This window comes from Mucilaginibacter sp. P2_A5 (genome assembly GCF_056404995.1).
Map to the genome: position 1 here is coordinate 57823 of NZ_JBFUCY010000007.1, position 17208 is coordinate 75030.

Annotated in this window: 15 protein-coding genes; 11 read left to right on the plus strand and 4 right to left on the minus strand. The window is 42.7% G+C overall.

Going from position 1 to position 17208, the window contains the following annotated elements:
- Positions 1–292 precede the first annotated feature (292 nt).
- From AC1DXF_RS07775 to lspA, 3 genes are all read left to right on the plus strand, one after another.
- Positions 293–1024 carry a DUF2490 domain-containing protein gene (locus AC1DXF_RS07775; RefSeq protein ID WP_477447739.1) on the plus strand — a complete coding sequence of 244 codons (732 nt, stop codon included), beginning with the start codon at positions 293–295 and terminating at the stop codon, positions 1022–1024.
- Positions 1025–1211: 187 nt separating this feature from the next.
- Entirely contained in the window at positions 1212–2507 is a 1296-nt protein-coding gene (gene eno / locus AC1DXF_RS07780; RefSeq protein WP_477447740.1) for a phosphopyruvate hydratase, read from the plus strand.
- Between the two features lie 144 nt (positions 2508–2651).
- Positions 2652–3182 carry a signal peptidase II gene (lspA, locus tag AC1DXF_RS07785; protein ID WP_477447741.1) on the plus strand — a complete coding sequence of 177 codons (531 nt, stop codon included), beginning with the start codon at positions 2652–2654 and terminating at the stop codon, positions 3180–3182.
- Here the strand turns inward: lspA and AC1DXF_RS07790 are convergent.
- Positions 3179–3634, minus strand: coding sequence for a hypothetical protein (locus AC1DXF_RS07790; protein ID WP_477447742.1), 456 nt, complete (start codon positions 3632–3634; stop codon positions 3179–3181). The two genes, lspA and AC1DXF_RS07790, sit on opposite strands and share 4 nt — an antisense overlap.
- A gap of 195 nt (positions 3635–3829) precedes the next feature.
- On the opposite strand from AC1DXF_RS07790, the gene AC1DXF_RS07795 reads away from it, so the two are divergent.
- The 3 genes from AC1DXF_RS07795 to AC1DXF_RS07805 all read left to right on the plus strand — a co-directional run bounded on the left by AC1DXF_RS07795 (position 3830) and on the right by AC1DXF_RS07805 (position 6628).
- Entirely contained in the window at positions 3830–5152 is a 1323-nt protein-coding gene (locus tag AC1DXF_RS07795) for a DEAD/DEAH box helicase (RefSeq protein WP_477447743.1), read from the plus strand.
- A 126-nt stretch (positions 5153–5278) separates the two neighbouring features.
- Positions 5279–5602, plus strand: a complete 324-nt coding sequence (locus tag AC1DXF_RS07800; RefSeq protein ID WP_477447744.1) for an FtsB family cell division protein — start codon at positions 5279–5281, stop codon at positions 5600–5602.
- Between the two features lie 261 nt (positions 5603–5863).
- Positions 5864–6628 carry a hypothetical protein gene (locus tag AC1DXF_RS07805; RefSeq protein ID WP_477447745.1) on the plus strand — a complete coding sequence of 255 codons (765 nt, stop codon included), beginning with the start codon at positions 5864–5866 and terminating at the stop codon, positions 6626–6628.
- A gap of 448 nt (positions 6629–7076) precedes the next feature.
- Here the strand turns inward: AC1DXF_RS07805 and AC1DXF_RS07810 are convergent, their stop codons facing one another.
- The 3 genes from AC1DXF_RS07810 to fabG form a co-directional block, all read right to left on the minus strand.
- Positions 7077–9167: a hypothetical protein gene (locus AC1DXF_RS07810; protein ID WP_477447746.1), complete on the minus strand. Its 2091-nt coding sequence runs from the start codon at positions 9165–9167 to the stop codon at positions 7077–7079.
- 75 nt (positions 9168–9242) lie between these two features.
- On the minus strand, positions 9243–9674 hold the full coding sequence (locus AC1DXF_RS07815) for an energy transducer TonB (protein ID WP_477447747.1): 432 nt from the start codon (positions 9672–9674) through the stop codon (positions 9243–9245).
- Between the two features lie 241 nt (positions 9675–9915).
- Positions 9916–10659 (minus strand): 3-oxoacyl-[acyl-carrier-protein] reductase, encoded by a 744-nt coding sequence (fabG, locus tag AC1DXF_RS07820; protein ID WP_090651241.1) that lies wholly within the window; start codon positions 10657–10659, stop codon positions 9916–9918.
- A gap of 303 nt (positions 10660–10962) precedes the next feature.
- On the opposite strand from fabG, the gene purH reads away from it, so the two are divergent.
- From purH to mrdA, 5 genes are all read left to right on the plus strand, one after another.
- Positions 10963–12492, plus strand: coding sequence for a bifunctional phosphoribosylaminoimidazolecarboxamide formyltransferase/IMP cyclohydrolase (gene purH / locus AC1DXF_RS07825; RefSeq protein ID WP_477447748.1), 1530 nt, complete (start codon positions 10963–10965; stop codon positions 12490–12492).
- A 215-nt stretch (positions 12493–12707) separates the two neighbouring features.
- A complete protein-coding gene (locus tag AC1DXF_RS07830) occupies positions 12708–13730 on the plus strand; it encodes a rod shape-determining protein (protein ID WP_090651245.1) in 1023 nt (340 codons plus the stop codon).
- Between the two features lie 102 nt (positions 13731–13832).
- On the plus strand, positions 13833–14657 hold the full coding sequence (gene mreC, locus AC1DXF_RS07835; protein WP_477447749.1) for a rod shape-determining protein MreC: 825 nt from the start codon (positions 13833–13835) through the stop codon (positions 14655–14657).
- Positions 14657–15175: a rod shape-determining protein MreD gene (locus tag AC1DXF_RS07840; protein WP_477447750.1), complete on the plus strand. Its 519-nt coding sequence runs from the start codon at positions 14657–14659 to the stop codon at positions 15173–15175. Before mreC ends, AC1DXF_RS07840 begins: the two co-directional genes overlap by 1 nt.
- Positions 15172–17208, plus strand: a complete 2037-nt coding sequence (gene mrdA, locus AC1DXF_RS07845; protein ID WP_477447751.1) for a penicillin-binding protein 2 — start codon at positions 15172–15174, stop codon at positions 17206–17208. The genes AC1DXF_RS07840 and mrdA overlap by 4 nt, the downstream gene beginning before the upstream one ends.

Consider the following 17208-nt stretch of genomic DNA (forward strand, 5'->3'; position numbering starts at 1 on the left):
TAAATACTAAAACTAATGCAAAAGTATACTTAAAACAACTTTTTATTGCGATAGGGATGGCAACGGTACCGGCCTGCGCGTAATGCCCGCAGGCGTATTAGTGAACAGCCCGGGCCGCAGGCATCGCCCCAAATCGACAAATTATAAACCTCACTACATTAACAAAATAGACCTTTTCTTTTCTATCAGCCGGTTTATTGACAAACTTAACATTAACTTAACATTAAGATACCATAACTTAACACTAACGTAACATTAAGGAAATACATTTGCACAATTAAACCCCTGAGTTATGTTCAAAACCAGCATTGGTGCCGTTTTAGTTTTTATTTTATTGTTATGTTCATTTACCGTTAAAGCCCAGGATAGCAAAGTAGGTACATGGGGCATAGCTACCGTTGTTTTACCTGGCGATAGTGCTCATAAATGGGGCGGCTACTCAGAAATTCAAACCCGCACAAACGGCGTGTTTAAACAGTTTCAGTACTACGAGGCAAAAGCCGGTGTAAGTTACGATCTGGATAAAAACTTTACCGCCCTGCTTGGTACCGGAACCTACCATACTTATGATTATACCGATCTTGATAAAGGCCCAACAACCAACGAATACCGGTTTTGGGAGCAAATGACGGTTAACCAGTTTTTAGACCGCTTTAAATTCGAACACCGTTACCGCATAGAGCAGCGCTGGGTAAATGGCGATTACCGTAACCGTTTCAGATATCGCCTAAACATGTTTATTCCCTTAAACCACAAAAAAATTATTGCCAATACCTGGTTTATCTCGGTTTTCGACGAGGTGTTTTTTAATAACCGGGTACCCAATTTCGAGCGTAACCGCATATCTGCCGCTTTGGGTTACCAGGTTGATAAAAGCTGGATAGTGCAGGCCGGCTGGATAAACCAACGTAATTATACAGCCATACAAAGCAGCGCCAAAAGCAATATTATGCTGATGCTGATGTATCGTATTAACCGTAAAAACGCTGTGCAACGCGAACATGTGCCTACTACAACCGATTAAGGCCGGAATTTTTCCTTTTTGGAGGCAACATCAGCATAAAAACATTTTAATTTCATGTTAAATTGCTGTTACCCTTTGGCATTATTGATTAATAATGATAACAAATACAAAATTTCGATTGTGATTTCTTGATTTTGCTGTTAACTTAGCCGCCGTTTACAATTTACAAATATCTGACAATAAAAAAATGAGCTTAATAATTGACGTACACGCCCGCCAGATTTTAGATTCGCGCGGTAACCCTACTATCGAAGTAGAAGTATTAACTGAGAATGGCGCATTCGGTCGCGCCGCGGTACCTTCTGGTGCATCAACCGGTGTACACGAGGCTGTTGAACTTCGCGATGACGATAAAACAAAATACATGGGTAAAGGCGTGTTAAAAGCTGTTGCCAACGTAAATGACATTTTAGCTCCTGAATTAAAAGGTATCGATGTATTTGATCAAAACAGCATTGATGCCCTGATGATTGAAATTGATGGTACCGAAAATAAAGGTAAAATTGGCGCCAACGCTATATTAGGCGTTTCATTGGCCGTTGCAAAAGCAGCAGCACAGGAAAGCCGCCAGCCTTTATACCGCTACATTGGTGGTGTAAATGCCAACACCTTACCTATCCCGATGATGAACATCATCAACGGCGGTTCGCACTCTGATGCGCCTATCGCTTTCCAGGAATTTATGATTATGCCGGTTGGCGCTCCTTCATTCTCTGAAGCTTTACGTTGGGGTACCGAAGTATTCCACAACCTGAAAAAAATCCTGCATGACCGTGGTTTATCAACCGCAGTTGGCGACGAAGGTGGTTTTGCACCAACCTTTGAAGGTACCGAAGATGGTGTTGAAACTATTTTGAAAGCTATTACTAAAGCCGGCTACAAACCGGGCGAAGATATCTTTATAGCTTTTGACTGTGCTGCATCTGAGTTTTACAAAGACGGCAAATACGATTATACCAAATTTGAAGGCGAAAAAGGTGCTATCCGCACCAGCGCCGAGCAGGTTGAATACCTTGCCGAGCTTGTTGGCAAATACCCTGTTATTTCGATTGAAGACGGCATGGCCGAGGATGATTGGGATGGCTGGAAATTATTAACCGAAAAACTGGGCAAAACTGTACAGTTGGTAGGTGATGATTTGTTTGTAACCAACACCAAACGTTTACAACGTGGTATTAACGAAGATACTGCAAACTCAATCCTGGTAAAAGTAAACCAGATTGGTTCATTAACCGAAACCATCAACGCGGTAACTTTAGCGCAAACCAATGGTTATACATCTGTAATGAGCCACCGCTCGGGCGAAACTGAAGATGCTACCATTGCCGATTTAGCTGTAGCGTTAAATTGCGGACAGATCAAAACCGGTTCGGCTTCACGTTCAGACAGGATCGCTAAATACAACCAATTGCTTCGTATTGAAGAAGAATTAGGCGCTAATGCCAAATTCATTGGTAAAGATTTCAAATTTTTGAAAAAATAATTTTACCTCATATAAAGGGCCATCTGTTTTGTACGGATGGCCTTTTTTTATAAAACACCAATGTTTTTGGCCGCAATTTGTGCAGGCCAACAACTTAAGTAACGCCTGTTACGTTATAAACAAAATACAAGTACTAAATTTTTGATGGATAAGAAAAGGGTTTCGCGGGGATTGTGGTTATTATTACTTTTAGTTTTAGTTATCGGGGCCGATAGGATCAGCAAAATTTATGTGCGCGACCACGTCCATTTTTCTCTTATTATTACGATTGTAAAAAACTTTATCACCGTTACCCGGGTTGAAAACACCGGCGCTTTTTTAAGTATAGGCGATTCGTTGCCCAACCCATGGCATTTTATCCTGCTTTCTGCTTTACCCGCAGCAGCACTGGCCTGGGGCCTGCTATATGTATTATTAAAACGCGGATTAACTACGCTTAACCAGGCTGGCATTATTGTAATACTGGCCGGCGGTATAGGCAACCTGTATGATAGGGCCGTTTATGGCAGCGTAACCGATTTTGTACAAATGAACTTCGGTATTTTTGAAACCGGCGTGTTCAATGTAGCTGATGTGGCTATTATGGTTGGCGTGGGTATGCTGCTGCTAAACGCCTTTATCCGCGAGCGCGAGCAGAAAAGACAGGCGGCTGAGGAGAAAACAGTTACGGCTTAGTTTTCAAGTTCGATTTTATATTTCAGGCTATCCAACTGCGTGGTTGTTAAATCAATTCTTTTATAGATATTTTTATAGGTAAGTGGCTTATTCTCTGACAATTGTTGAATATCTCTTCTATAAAACAAAAAAGTTAACCCACCCTTATCCACTGCCTTAATTTTCCAACTCGAAGCGTTAATTGAAGGGTGGATGGTATCATGCGGTAATAATTGATTGCCATTAATGTTATAGGCTATGTCATACCGCCTTTTAGCTGTATCGTATGCGGCTATTGAATCATAAGCAAAGTTATAAGTATATTCATTTTCTGATTTATAATCATGCACATAATAATATAATGAGTCGGTGGTACTGTTAATGATAGTGATATCATTATTTCCGGGATCATAGATGCACGAAGAGCTAAATATAGCTATACTTGTAATTATGGTGATGGCCCATTTTTCCATTTTTTAGATGACTAAGTTATTATTGATACCATTTTATCAGCAAAGTAACCCTTGCCTGGTTCAAATTAATCTTAACATAAAAAAGCGTATCTTTGCAGAAAATTATGCCTCGCTAAAAACATAGGCATATCAGTCTATAATATTACCAGCATATCTGCACATCTGAAATTTGCACATCTGCACATTCAAACAAACATGTCATTCGAAAATTTAAAATTAATTGAGCCTCTCCTCAAGGCCTTAAAAACCGAGGGATATACAACCCCTACCCCTATCCAGGCGCAAGCCATTCCTATTGTATTAAATCACCGCGATTTATTAGGTTGTGCGCAAACCGGTACCGGTAAAACCGCCGCCTTTGCGTTGCCTACCTTGCAGTTACTGTTCCAGGACAGGATGGCCCATAAAGAGCAAAAAGCAATCAAGGCCTTAGTGCTTACACCAACCCGCGAACTTGCCATCCAGATTGCCGAAAGCTTTACCGCTTATGGCAAACATACCGGCTTAAAAAACCTGGTCATATTTGGCGGTGTATCGCAAAACCCGCAGGTTGACGCCTTACGCCGTGGCGTTGATATTTTGATAGCAACCCCGGGACGCTTACTGGATTTAATGAACCAGCGCTTTGTACACCTTGACCAGGTTAGAATGCTGATACTGGACGAAGCCGACCGCATGCTGGATATGGGCTTTGTAAACGATGTTAAAAAGATCATTGCAAAAGTACCTTCAAAAAGGCAAACGCTGTTTTTCTCGGCTACCATGCCTGCTGAAATAACATCATTAGCCAATACCATATTAACCAATCCCGAACGGATAGAAGTAACCCCGGTATCGTCTACAGCCGATACTATACAACAGGCATTATATTATGTAGAGAAGAATGACAAAAAATCATTGCTGATCCACATATTAAAAGATAAAGGAATTAAAACCGCGTTGGTATTTACCCGTACCAAACACGGCGCCGATAAGGTTGTAAAAGATTTGAATAAAGTAGGCATCACTGCCGAGGCCATTCACGGTAATAAATCACAAAACGCGCGTCAGCGGGCTTTAACCAACTTTAAAAACCGTACTACACGTGTGCTAATAGCTACTGATATTGCTGCCCGCGGCATTGATATTGATGAGCTTACCCATGTTGTAAACTACGAGTTACCTAACATCCCCGAAACTTATGTTCACCGCATAGGCCGTACAGGCAGGGCCGGCGCTGACGGCATAGCCATGTCGTTCTGTGATTCGGAAGAGATCCTGTTTTTACGCGACATCCATAAACTTATAGGGAAAGAGATTCCCGTTGAGGAAGGTCACCCTTACCCAATGAGCCCTGTGGCCATGGCTGCAAACCTGGTGGCCGGCCAATCCAAAAAGGGATCAGGCAGCTTTAAACGCGAAGGCGGCCGTGGCGGCAGCGGACGTAAGCCATCTGGCGGCAGGCCAGCCGGCGGCGGCGGTCGTTCAGGCGGCTCAAGCGGCATGAGCGGGGCAAGCAGATCATCGGGAAGAAGATAGTTCATTAAGTGAGTAGTTGATTGGGTGAGTGGTTGATTAAGTTAAAAATCAACCACTCACCTAATCAACCCAATTAACCACTCACTAAAAATATTTGCAACCTTCAAGAAAATTAAATAGCTTTAAATGAAATTCAAAGAACCCATATCGATGAAACGCCTCATTGACCTTTTTAAGAATAAATTCTTTTTGGTTACCCTGGCTTTTGTAGTGTGGATGATTTTTTTCGACAAAAACGACCTGTTTTCGCAATACGAATACCGCACCCAGGTAAACAAGCTTAAAAAAGAACGCGACTTTTATAAAGCCCAAACAGACCAGGTTACCAAAGAGCTAAACGAACTAACATCCAACCGGCAGCAATTAGAAAAATTTGCCCGCGAAAAGTACCTGATGAAAAAGGACAACGAGGATGTTTATTTGATTGTACCGGAGAAAGCGGAAAAATAGAGGCAAGAAATTAGAATCAAGATATAAGATATTTAATAGCGGTGAATTGTTCATCGCTATTTTTTTACGATTTGATTAGAAGTTGCACCCAATCTTCTATCTTTCAGTTACGTTACTAAACCTTATTTACGAAAAATGAAACACATTGTCCTCCTAATAACACTTTGCTTTATATGCATTTATTGCACTGCCCAGGTTAAATTAAGTGATAAGGATTTTAACAACCTCATCTCCCTTAGTCAACTATATTCTCAAAATAACATGGCAACCGGCAATGCTTTCGCTAAAGCTGCTGACGCTTTAAGAACGCCTGTGTTAAATAATATGGTTGATGTCTTAATAGCAACAGGAAAGCAAGATAGTACCGTATTGCAGCCCCGCTTTATCAACAGGCCAACCAACGACGAAATGCAGCTGTGGTATGTTCTGCGCGAGATACACTACAATCGTATAGATACGAGTAAAAAACCTTTCCCTGACCCGGATGTAGCCCGCAAAGCGCTCGCCGAGACTATTGATGAAAGACTCCTGCTCGATAACTATTATTACCGCTTACAAACCGGACTGGCTATGCTTTTCAATACAGCCGACCTACGCACACATAATTTCGACCTGGGCAACATGAAGTTTAAAAATGATACCGAAAAAGCGATCTTCTTTCATAGCATAATGAGCGCACTTGCAAATGGCAGGTTCCAGGTTTTACATTACTTGAAAAAAACAGAAAAACTTACGGAAAAGCAAAGTAAAATGCCACTATTTAACGGCAAGCCCTATTATTATTATACAAATTTGGATATCCCTGATTTTGAAATTACAGGATATAAAAAGAAAGAGTCGTACCAAGAAGTTCATGTTGGGAATTTCATCAGTACATTACTGATACAATTTTCAAATATGGCTTCAACCAGCGATAATATGCATGCCCGCGAGTTGTATTTCAATTCTATTCTGCACAAGCCCGAGTATTTCAAATACAGCAAATCAAAAGACGATTTGCAGGGAATGTACGATAAGGCAAACTAACCAAGGTTTTTAGGTTGTTCCCACATTGCCAACACCCTATCCCTCAACATTATCGATGCCCTTTCAACAGTATATCTCACTATCAAAGCACCAACAATACAAGCACAAAAACAACAAACCATCATCAGGTTGCCGTTTTTATCCACTCCAGCTCTTTCAAAAGGGCCAGGATGGTGTGTATGATCAATTTATGGCTAAGATATATGCCGTATGAAAGGGTTGCAATTTATGATGTTACTTTCGATTTGCCAACGCCCGCAGGTGATCTAACCTTAATAGTTTATGTTTATCTGAAATATTTATTATTCTACCGACATTTCACTCCTAACGGAGTGGTTTTTCTAAATACTATCTCATATAAACTTGTGTACACATAGTAGCCCTCGGGAAGGAATAGCACGGCCTCCTGCTTTTGACTCCGCATTTTATACTCTTTTGATTCTTGACTCTATATTTCCCCTTCGCGTTTTCTTAAAAACCACTCTGTACTTAGCAGCAGAAGGATCAGCACAAACAGCCATTTTACGTCGATGATGTCGCTATAGTGCTTATCTTCATAAACTATAGTTTTAATATTATCATTTTTGCGGATCAAATCTGCAAGCCGGCTGATTTGCGACGGTTGCAGCATTTGCCCGCCGCTTTGCTGGGCAAGGGCCTGCAACAGCTGGTGATTAGCCGCGCTTTGCCGGGTTTCCAGGTTAAGGGCCTTAACGGTGAGTTGGCCGGCGGCTTTAAACCGGTTTTTACCGTTTTGGGTTGATGCGCTGTAGCTATACTCGCCAACCGGCAAGGCACCGGCATCCAGTTGGTAGCTTGGGCCAAAACGGCTAAACAGGAAACTGTAGTTTTTACCTGCGCTGCTCTTCAGGTCAATCTTCACATCAGGCGTGTTGATAAGCTCCAGGGCATCGTTATATAGTTCGGCGTTCAGGATCACGTTTTCTCCCTCATCAAAAACATTGCGGGCCGGGTAAACGCGGAAACGCTGGCGGTTGGCGTTGGCGGTTAAGTATTGTACGGTTTGGCTCAACAACTCGTCTGTAGCGTTGCGGTTGCCAAAGTTTTGAAACTCCGATAGCTGCCAGCGCCAGATGCCTTCGCCTGTTAGTACAGCGGTGCGGCGGCCGCCTTCATCGCCAAAGGCTAACAAAGGATAAGTTGTAGCTATGGCGCCAATTTTTTGCTTTAATAAAATGGTAGTACCTGTCCCCGTTCCGTAGCTGCCAAAGGGGGCCAGTAAAGGCGGCAAATTGCCAATCTTTTTGCGCGATGAATCGGATAATGTAAAAGCGGCAAAACCGGCTTCGGGCAAGGCGTATACTTCCTGCGTTTCGCTGCGGCCGGCGCTTATTTTTACAATGTTTTGTTCGGCATTAAAAGCCTGCAAATCGCTTTGCGAACCTAAAATGTACCAGGTGGGAATTTTACTTTGGGTGATAAAACTTTTTACCGGGGCAAGGCTGCCTGCATTAATTTGATACAGTATTACTAGGCTATAGTCGGCCAGTTTAATGCCGGTCATATCAGAGGTCAATGCTGTTTTTACCTCATAGTTCTTATTGGTTTCAATGGCCTGTTTAATTACCGTAATATCCGGGTGCGCGCTTTGGTACAGTACCAACACCTTTTGGCGGGCATCCAACACATCTACATAAATAACTTCGGTGTTATTTTGGGTCGATAGCTCGTTTTTAACCGGAGCTATGTTGATGGTGAATTTACGTACACCTTTCCTGTCCGCCGTGAGCTTAACAGGTACAAGCTTTTTAAAATCGGCGCCGGTTACCGGGATAGTTTGCGAAAAAACCTGTTTACCATCTTCGGCAACGGTTAAATGGATATTTTCGCCTTTGCTTTGGTAGGCGGCGGTTAATACCTCTACCTCAAAATCGTTACCTAAAAAAGCGGTTTTGTTATAGTTTACATTACCAATAAGTAGGTCGCGTTTGGCTACAGTATCGCCAAGGGCAATGGTATAAATACTCGTTTTGATGTTTTTGGCCTCGTATTGCGGATCGTTACCCTGGTTGTATAAACCATCGGTAGCTAAAACCAGCGCACCAATGTTTTGGTTAACAAATTTGTTGTTTAGCTGGTGCAGGGCATTTGCCAAATCGGTTTGCTTACCGTTGAATTTATTGGATAGACCATTGTTCAGGTCTTTATCAAAATTAAACTCCTGCACATCGTATTTATCGCCCAGTTGTTCCTTAAGTTTAGCAAGATCACCCACCAGTTTATCAGCATTAAAACCGGGAGCTTTAAATGTATTGATGGATGATGAATTATCCTGCGCTATCAACACCAAAGGTTTCTGAGGATCGTATTTGATAGACTTTACCAATGGAGATACCAGCAGCATCGCGATAAAAAACACCACCACCGTGCGGATAACCGACAGCCCGTACCTGAAATATTTACCCAAATTAACCGGTTGCCGGTAAAGCAGCCAGGCGTATACAATTCCTAACAGCAAACAGGCAGGCACCCACCATCCCGAAACCGAACCCCATGTAAGTGAAAATAGAAATAGCATATTTAAGTGATACGTATTACGTTGCACGTTTTACGTTATGGTGCAATATCAGAAAATAAGCTGAATTGAGGTAAATTAATCGTCACGGGCTAAACAGATGAATATTGGTAATGAATATCTTACCGCAACAGGTTTTCCCTTCATTTTGCCAGGCGTCCACTTTATTTTTTTGACTTTAGCAAACAGCCCGTTCGAAAGTAAATGATCTTTACCGCAGGGATCTCTTACAACGGTTTCGTTATCAATTATTCCGTCTGCCTCGACAACAAAGGTAATAATTACCCTTCCGCCGGGTGATTCACAGCTATCGGGATAATGCAGGTTCTTGGCAATTGCACTAATAAGTTTGTCTAATCCACCTGCTGGCATTGGCATTTCTTCAACAGATTCGTAGATGTGCCACTGTGATATTGGAATTACCTTCTTATGCGCCACCACCCTTTTACTTTGGGCGTGGCTGTCTCCAAAAGCAAAGCATATGAGTAAAGTAAGCAGGATTATTTTCACGGTTTAAGTAATATTGGTTGATATTAAAGTAACTGATTTTTTATCACCAAATTGTATGACCAGGATAAAAACAAACAAGGCAAGCTAAATGCCTGCCTTGTTAAAATATCTATCGTAATCATCCGTTTGCTATCTTCGAACCCCAGACTTACGAAGTTTTTAAAACTTCGTAAGTCTCTTGCCGCTTTTTTTGCCTGCGCAAGAGCTTTTTGAATTTTTACTTTTGAATTTTGACTTAATACTAAAGCATCCCTCCATCAACAGGAATTACCTGCCCGGTGATGTAGGTTGCCATATCCGATGCCAGGAAAACGCAGGCATTGGCTACGTCTTCAGTTGCGCCGGCGCGTTTAAGCGGGATTGCCGCTGCCCAGCCTTCAACCACTTTAGGGTCTAATACCTCGGTCATTTCTGTTTTGATAAAACCAGGAGCCACAACGTTGGTACGGATATTGCGTGAACCTAATTCTTTGGCCATTGATTTGGAGAAACCAATGATACCCGCTTTTGAAGCGGCATAGTTACCCTGCCCGGCATTACCCTGTACACCCACAACCGAACTCATGTTGATGAATACACCGTTGCGGTTTTTCATCATGATTTTTGATGCGGCTTTGGTTACGTTGAAGATAGATTTAAGGTTAACGTTCATCACTTCGTCCCATGCTTCCTCGGTCATGCGCATCAGTAAACCATCTTTGGTGATACCGGCGTTGTTAACCACAATATGAAGGGTGCCAAAATCGGCAATAATATCGGCTATCAATTTTTCGGCTTCGTCGTATTTTGAGGCATCGGAGCGATAGCCTTTAACCTGTGTACCAAAGCTTTGCAATTCCTGCTCTAAAGCCTGGCCTTTTTCAACAGACGACAGGTAAGTAAAAGCTACATTAGCGCCGTGCTCGGCAAATTTTTCGGCTATTTTGCGGCCTATTCCTTTTGATGCACCGGTGATAAGTGCGGTTTTTCCTTCTAATAATTTCATTTATGTACTATTTCGGGCGGTGAAGTTAGTTATTTAGTGTGAAAGTTGGAAAAGCCGTTTTTAGTATCAAGTAGTCAGTATCAAGTATCAAGATTTTTTTTTGAGTTTACGTTGGATATATTTAACCACTAAAGCTGCGTATTGGGATAGCAAAATACATTCTTTCAGGTGCTAGCTGAATCAGTAATTTTGCACGACATTTTTTCTTTTGTCTTGATACTTGATACTAGCTACTTAATACTATTTTTATGCTAACTACTTGATACTAATTCACTACCTTTGCGGCTCAAAAAATCACTGTAAATGAGCCAGTCTGTTCAAATAAAAAACGCTTTAATTTCTGTTTACTACAAAGACAACTTAGAGCCTATAATTCTCGAGTTAAATCGCCTTGGTGTTAATATATATTCAACCGGTGGTACCGAAACTTTTATCCGCAATTTAGGGGTAAATGTGATACCTGTTGAGGATCTTACCTCGTACCCGTCTATATTAGGTGGCCGTGTTAAAACCCTGCACCCTAAGGTATTTGGTGGCATTTTGGCCCGCCGTAGCTTTGATAGCGATGAGAAACAACTGGCCGAATACGAAATCCCTGAACTGGATTTGGTTATCGTAGATCTTTATCCGTTTGAAGAAACTGTTCAATCCGGCGCGAGCGCTGCAGATGTGATTGAAAAGATCGATATCGGCGGTATTTCCCTTATCCGCGCCGGTGCTAAAAACTTTAAAGATGTAACCATAGTTGCTTCAAAAGACGACTACGGCATACTGGAAGACATCCTGAAAACACAGGATGGCGTTACCACTATCGATCAGCGTAAATCATTCGCGCAAAAAGCATTCAACATTACTTCAAACTACGATACGCACATTTTCCAGTATTTTAACCAGGAAGAGCCGTTGCCGGTATTTAAACAAAGTATCCAAAAAAGCCAGGTATTACGTTACGGCGAAAATCCGCATCAGCAAGGTACATTTTACGGTAACCTGGATGCTATGTTCAACAAACTAAACGGTAAAGAACTTTCCTACAACAACCTGGTTGATGTTGATGCAGCAGTTGCGTTGATTGATGAATTTACCGGCGAGCCAACCATCGCTATATTAAAACACACCAACGCCTGCGGTATTGCTTCGCGCTCGTTCATTATAGAGGCCTGGATTGATGCTTTGGCATGCGACCCGGTTTCGGCTTTTGGCGGTGTAATTATCGCTAACGACGAAATTGATGCGGCAACCGCGACTGAGATTGACAAGATATTTTACGAAGTGCTGATTGCACCTGCCTATACAGACGAAGCTGTACAAATATTACAGGCTAAAAAGAACCGCATTATTTTGGTCCGCCAGCCTGTTGAATTACCGGTTAAGCAATTTAAAACTTTGCTGAACGGCGTTATCGAGCAGGATAAAGACGCCGTGATTGAAGGCCCGGCCCAAATGACCCCGGTTACCAACCGCAAACCAACCGAGCAGGAATTGAAAGATTTGTTTTTTGCCAACAAGGTGGTGAAACATACCAAATCAAACACCATTGTATTTGCTAAAAACAACCAGCTAATGTCAAGCGGTGTTGGACAAACTTCAAGGGTTGATTCTTTAAGGCAGGCCGTTATTAAAGCTCAAAGCTTTGGTTTTGATCTGAACGGTGCTGTTATGGCATCCGACGCGTTTTTCCCTTTTCCTGATTGCGTGGAACTTGCTGCCGAAGCAGGCATTACTGCCGTATTACAACCGGGCGGATCGATAAACGATAAGCTTTCTGTAGCCATGTGCGATGAAAAGAACATCTCGATGGTGACTACAGGGGTGCGTCATTTTAAGCATTAAAGCTTGAGTTGATTGGGTTGATTGAGTTGGATTAAGTGAGTGGTTTAAAAAAACAAGTGCGAGTATGACAACTCAATCAACCTAATCAACCCAATCCAACTTAATCAACCCACGCAAACAATAAATATTAATTTTTAACGCTTTTAATTGCAAGTATGTAATTTTATTAAGCGTATTTTTATAAACTTTGCAGATTATTTCAAGGGAAACATTAGATGGGTTTATTTAACTTTTTTACACAGGAAATTGCTATCGATTTGGGTACTGCCAATACCCTCATTATACATAATGATAAAGTTGTTGTTGACGAACCGTCCATCGTGGCGTTCGACAGGACTACCAACAAGGTTATTGCCATTGGGCGCCAGGCCATGCAAATGGAAGGTAAAACACATGATAATATCCGTACCGTTCGCCCGCTTAAAGATGGTGTAATTGCCGACTTTAACGCTGCCGAACACATGATACGCGGTATGATCAAAATGATAAACCAGGGTAAAGGATGGTTCTTCCCATCGTTACGTATGGTTATCTGTATCCCATCGGGTATTACCGAGGTAGAGAAACGCGCGGTGCGCGACTCGGCCGAAATTGCAGGCGCCAAAGAGGTTTACCTGATACATGAGCCAATGGCTGCTGCGGTAGGTATTGGTATTGATGTGGAAGAGCCTATGGGTAACATGATCATCGATATTGGCGGTGGTACTACCGAAATTGCGGTTATCGCTTTATCAGGTATTGTTTGCGATCAATCTATCCGCGTAGCGGGTGATAACTTCGACTCGGACATTGTACAATACATCCGCAGGCAGCACAATATCATGATTGGCGACCGTACTGCCGAAAAAATTAAAATTGAAGTTGGCGCCGCACTGCCAGAACTGGCAGATCCACCTGCTGATTTTGCAGTACAAGGCCGTGATTTGATGACCGGCGTGCCAAAACAGATTATGGTATCGTATACCGAAATTGCGCATTGTCTTGATAAATCTATCTCCAAAATAGAAGAAGCGATATTAAAAGCGCTGGAAATTACCCCGCCCGAGCTTTCGGCAGATATTTACCAGACTGGTATTTACCTGACCGGTGGTGGCGCCCTATTGCGCGGCCTTGATAAACGTGTGGCAGCCAAAACCAAACTGCCAGTTCACGTAGCCGAAGATCCGTTGCGCGCCGTAGTACGTGGCACAGGAACCGCCCTAAAAAATATTGGTAATTTTAAATTTTTAATGCAATAGTAGGTCAATGACTGAATTATTGAGTTAGTGAATTAGTGATTTTTAATTGCTTTTTCAATTCAATAATTCAGTCATTCACTAATTCACTAATTAATAAAGCCGATGCGTAACCTCTTGATATTTATCACTAAGTATAACGCGTTTTTTTTATTCCTGATTTTTGAGGTGAGCGCTTTGCTTATCTATATCAAATACAACTCTTTTCAAAAAGCTACTTTTATCAATTCGCAAAACCAGGTTACCGGCAGTTTATACGGGCAGGTAAACGAGTTTAAGGGATATTTATCTTTAAAAGATGTGAACGACAGTCTTGCACGTGAAAATGCCAGGTTACGGGGAATGCTTAAAACATCATTTTATATTGATACAACCGAAAAGCATAAAGTGGTTGATACGGTGTACAAGCAGCAGTATACTTACCTGGTAGCAAGGGTTATTAATAACTCAACCAATCAATCCAACAATTACATCACCATAAACAAGGGCAGCAGGGATGGCATAACCAAAGATATGGGTGTAATTTGCGGCGCCGGCGTTGTAGGTATGGTGGCCGCCGTTTCAGATCATTACGCCAGCGTAAAATCATTGCTGCACTCAAAAAGCCAGTTTAGCGCTATGCTTATAAACGATAAATCTGTAGGCTCATTTATCTGGGGGAATGATTTGAATCCGCATAAAGGCTTGCTGAGCCTGCAAAACGACGCCAAACCCGTCCTGGGCGAGATGGTAGTTACATCGGGCTATTCGCTTTTCCCTACCGGGATCCCTTTTGGCAAGGTAACTAACCTGCATGCTAAAGAAGGCGGCTTACTACTTAATGTAGAGGTTGGTCTTTCGGTTGATTTTAGCAAACTGCAGTATATATACGTAGTAGTTAACAAATACGCACAGGAACAAGCGGGACTGGAGGCCCTGGAAGTTAAATAATGGCCCGTACTATTATCGTCAATATCATCCGCTTTTTTCTATTGGTTTTTATGCAGGCATTCCTGCTTAAAAATATTACCTTTTATAACCTGTCTACCCCATACTTTTATATTCTGTTTATATTGCTGCTTCCGTTCGAGACACCGAATGCGCTGCTGTTTATATTATCATTTATATTAGGCCTTACGGTAGATGCATTTTACGATACTCCCGGCCTGCACGCCGCCGCCTGTGTGGTGCTTGCCCTGGTGCGCATCCTTTTTATCAATATAACAGTGCAAAAAGACGGCTTTGATAATGAGCCCGAACCCACCCTGAGCATTATGGGCTTCAGGTGGTTTTTTACCTATGCGGTAATACTCACTTTAGCACATCATTTTTTCCTGCTAAGCCTTGAAGTATTCAAGTTTTCTGAAATACAATACACACTAAGCCGTGTTGTTTTGAGTTCAATATTTACGGTATTTTTGATACTTGTTTCGGGCCTGTTATTTTTCAAAAGGAAAGAACGTAAATGAATAGTTTTTTTGAGCGTCGCTACGTTATCACGGGTATTTTTGTTGCCATAATTTTCACGCTGCTAGCCAGGCTTTACTATATCCAGATAGTTGATGACCGTTACGCCATCTACGCTACCAAAAACGTGATCCGCAGTTTTATTCAATACCCCGCCCGCGGCCCCATCTTAGACAGGAATGGCAAAATACTGGTGCAAAACGTACCTACCTTTGATATTATGGTTGTCCCAAAAGATGTAAAACCTTTTGATACCATTGCGTTTTGTAACCTGCTTGGTATTGATAAGGCAGGCTTCGACAAACGCTGGATAAAAGCCATCAAATATTCGCCCAATAAAGATTCGCAATTTGAAAAACAAATATCGGCCCAACGGTTTGCCTCTATACAGGAAAAAATAAACGACTTTACCGGCTTTTATGCATTGTCACGTACTGTACGCGCTTATCCAGATTCGGTTGCGGCGCAGTTTTTAGGTTATATCGGCGAGGCGCAGGACCGTGACATCAAGCGATCAAACGGCTATTACCGCCTGGGCGATTATATCGGTGTTACCGGTGTCGAAAAAGCATATGAAACCGTGTTGCGCGGGCAGCGCGGCGTAAAAAACATGATGGTAGATTCGCGGGGGATACAAAAAGGCTCATTTGCCAACGGCGCTTTTGATACCATTCCCCGTACAGGCGAACGCTTAACCTCGTCATTAGATATCGAATTACAAAAGCTGGGCGAAAAACTGATGCAAAATAAGCTTGGCAGTATTGTGGCCATTGAGCCGTCCACCGGCGAGATCCTGGCTTACGTAAGCAGCCCGGGCTATGATCCTAACCTGATGGTTGGCCGCGAGCGCGGTAACAACGCTGCTAAAATGTATAACAATCCGTATAAGCCGTTTTTCATCAGGCCCATACAGGCGCAGTATCCGCCAGGCTCATCATTCAAACCTCTGAGTGCTTTGATAGCCTTGCAGGAAAACATCATCTCACCTGCTGAAACATACTATTGTACCGGGCATTACAGGGCCGGCAACCGCCTGGTACCGTGTAACAATGGCGAAGCCCACGGCAGCGTTAACATGGGCAGGGCAGTAGCCGAATCCTGCAATGGTTATTTTTCGATGGTGTTTCAACGCATCCTGGAACGCAGCGGGACAAAATATACCGAAGCTGCGTTTACTAACTGGCGGGCCAATGTAATGAAATTTGGCCTGGGCACAAGGCTTGATCTTGACATGCCGGCTGAAAGCCGGGGCAACGTACCAACTCCCCTGCATTACGACAATATTTATAAAAAGGGCGGCTGGCGTGCCAGCACCATCATTTCTTTAGCCATAGGCCAGGGCGAGTTATTAGCAACCCCATTACAAATGGCCAACCTGGAATGTGCCATAGCCAACCATGGCTTTTTTTACAAGCCGCACCTGATTAAAGCCATTGGTACCGAAAATGTAATTAAGGACGAGTATACCAAAAGAAATTACGTCGGGATAGATTCGCAATATTTTGAGCCCGTTATTAACGGGATGCAGGCCGTGGTGGAAGATGGCACAGCCAGGCGATCAAAAATTCCGGGCATTATCATGTGTGGTAAAACAGGTACAGCGCAAAACCCCCGTGGCGAAGCTAACTCGGTATTTGTGGCTTTTGCACCCCGCGAAAACCCTAAAATAGCTATTGCCGTTGTTGTAGAAAACTCGGGCGAGGGCGCACACTGGGCTGCACCAATTGCCAGTTTTATTGTCGAAAAATATTTAAGGGGCAAAATAACCCCGCGCGAATCGGGTATCACGGTTGATTATTTTGCCAATGCAAACCGCCTGCCCGATTTGAACCTTTACGCGATGGACCTTAAGAAAGAGCGGATGCGCGATAGCATCCGGGCTGCGAGGGCCGATTCGATAAAAAAATTCAAGACCGATTCAATAAAAAAATTCAAGTCCGATTCGATAAAAAAAGCCACCGGGGTAAAAACGGTAAACAATAACAAACAGGGTAGCTGGGGCAGTTTATTAGCAGGCAGGGGGGCTGGCAAATAG

Coding starts and splice junctions, on each gene's coding strand:
- lspA (WP_477447741.1), top strand. CDS start 2,652: ATGGATAAGAAAAGGGTTTCGCGGGGATTGTGGTTATTATTACTTTTA.
- AC1DXF_RS07775 (WP_477447739.1), top strand. CDS start 293: ATGTTCAAAACCAGCATTGGTGCCGTTTTAGTTTTTATTTTATTGTTA.
- mreC (WP_477447749.1), top strand. CDS start 13,833: ATGCGTAACCTCTTGATATTTATCACTAAGTATAACGCGTTTTTTTTA.
- AC1DXF_RS07840 (WP_477447750.1), top strand. CDS start 14,657: ATGGCCCGTACTATTATCGTCAATATCATCCGCTTTTTTCTATTGGTT.
- AC1DXF_RS07830 (WP_090651245.1), top strand. CDS start 12,708: ATGGGTTTATTTAACTTTTTTACACAGGAAATTGCTATCGATTTGGGT.
- fabG (WP_090651241.1), bottom strand. CDS start 10,659: ATGAAATTATTAGAAGGAAAAACCGCACTTATCACCGGTGCATCAAAA.
- AC1DXF_RS07800 (WP_477447744.1), top strand. CDS start 5,279: ATGAAATTCAAAGAACCCATATCGATGAAACGCCTCATTGACCTTTTT.
- AC1DXF_RS07805 (WP_477447745.1), top strand. CDS start 5,864: ATGGCAACCGGCAATGCTTTCGCTAAAGCTGCTGACGCTTTAAGAACG.
- AC1DXF_RS07795 (WP_477447743.1), top strand. CDS start 3,830: ATGTCATTCGAAAATTTAAAATTAATTGAGCCTCTCCTCAAGGCCTTA.
- mrdA (WP_477447751.1), top strand. CDS start 15,172: ATGAATAGTTTTTTTGAGCGTCGCTACGTTATCACGGGTATTTTTGTT.
- purH (WP_477447748.1), top strand. CDS start 10,963: ATGAGCCAGTCTGTTCAAATAAAAAACGCTTTAATTTCTGTTTACTAC.
- eno (WP_477447740.1), top strand. CDS start 1,212: ATGAGCTTAATAATTGACGTACACGCCCGCCAGATTTTAGATTCGCGC.
- AC1DXF_RS07790 (WP_477447742.1), bottom strand. CDS start 3,634: ATGGAAAAATGGGCCATCACCATAATTACAAGTATAGCTATATTTAGC.
- AC1DXF_RS07810 (WP_477447746.1), bottom strand. CDS start 9,167: ATGCTATTTCTATTTTCACTTACATGGGGTTCGGTTTCGGGATGGTGG.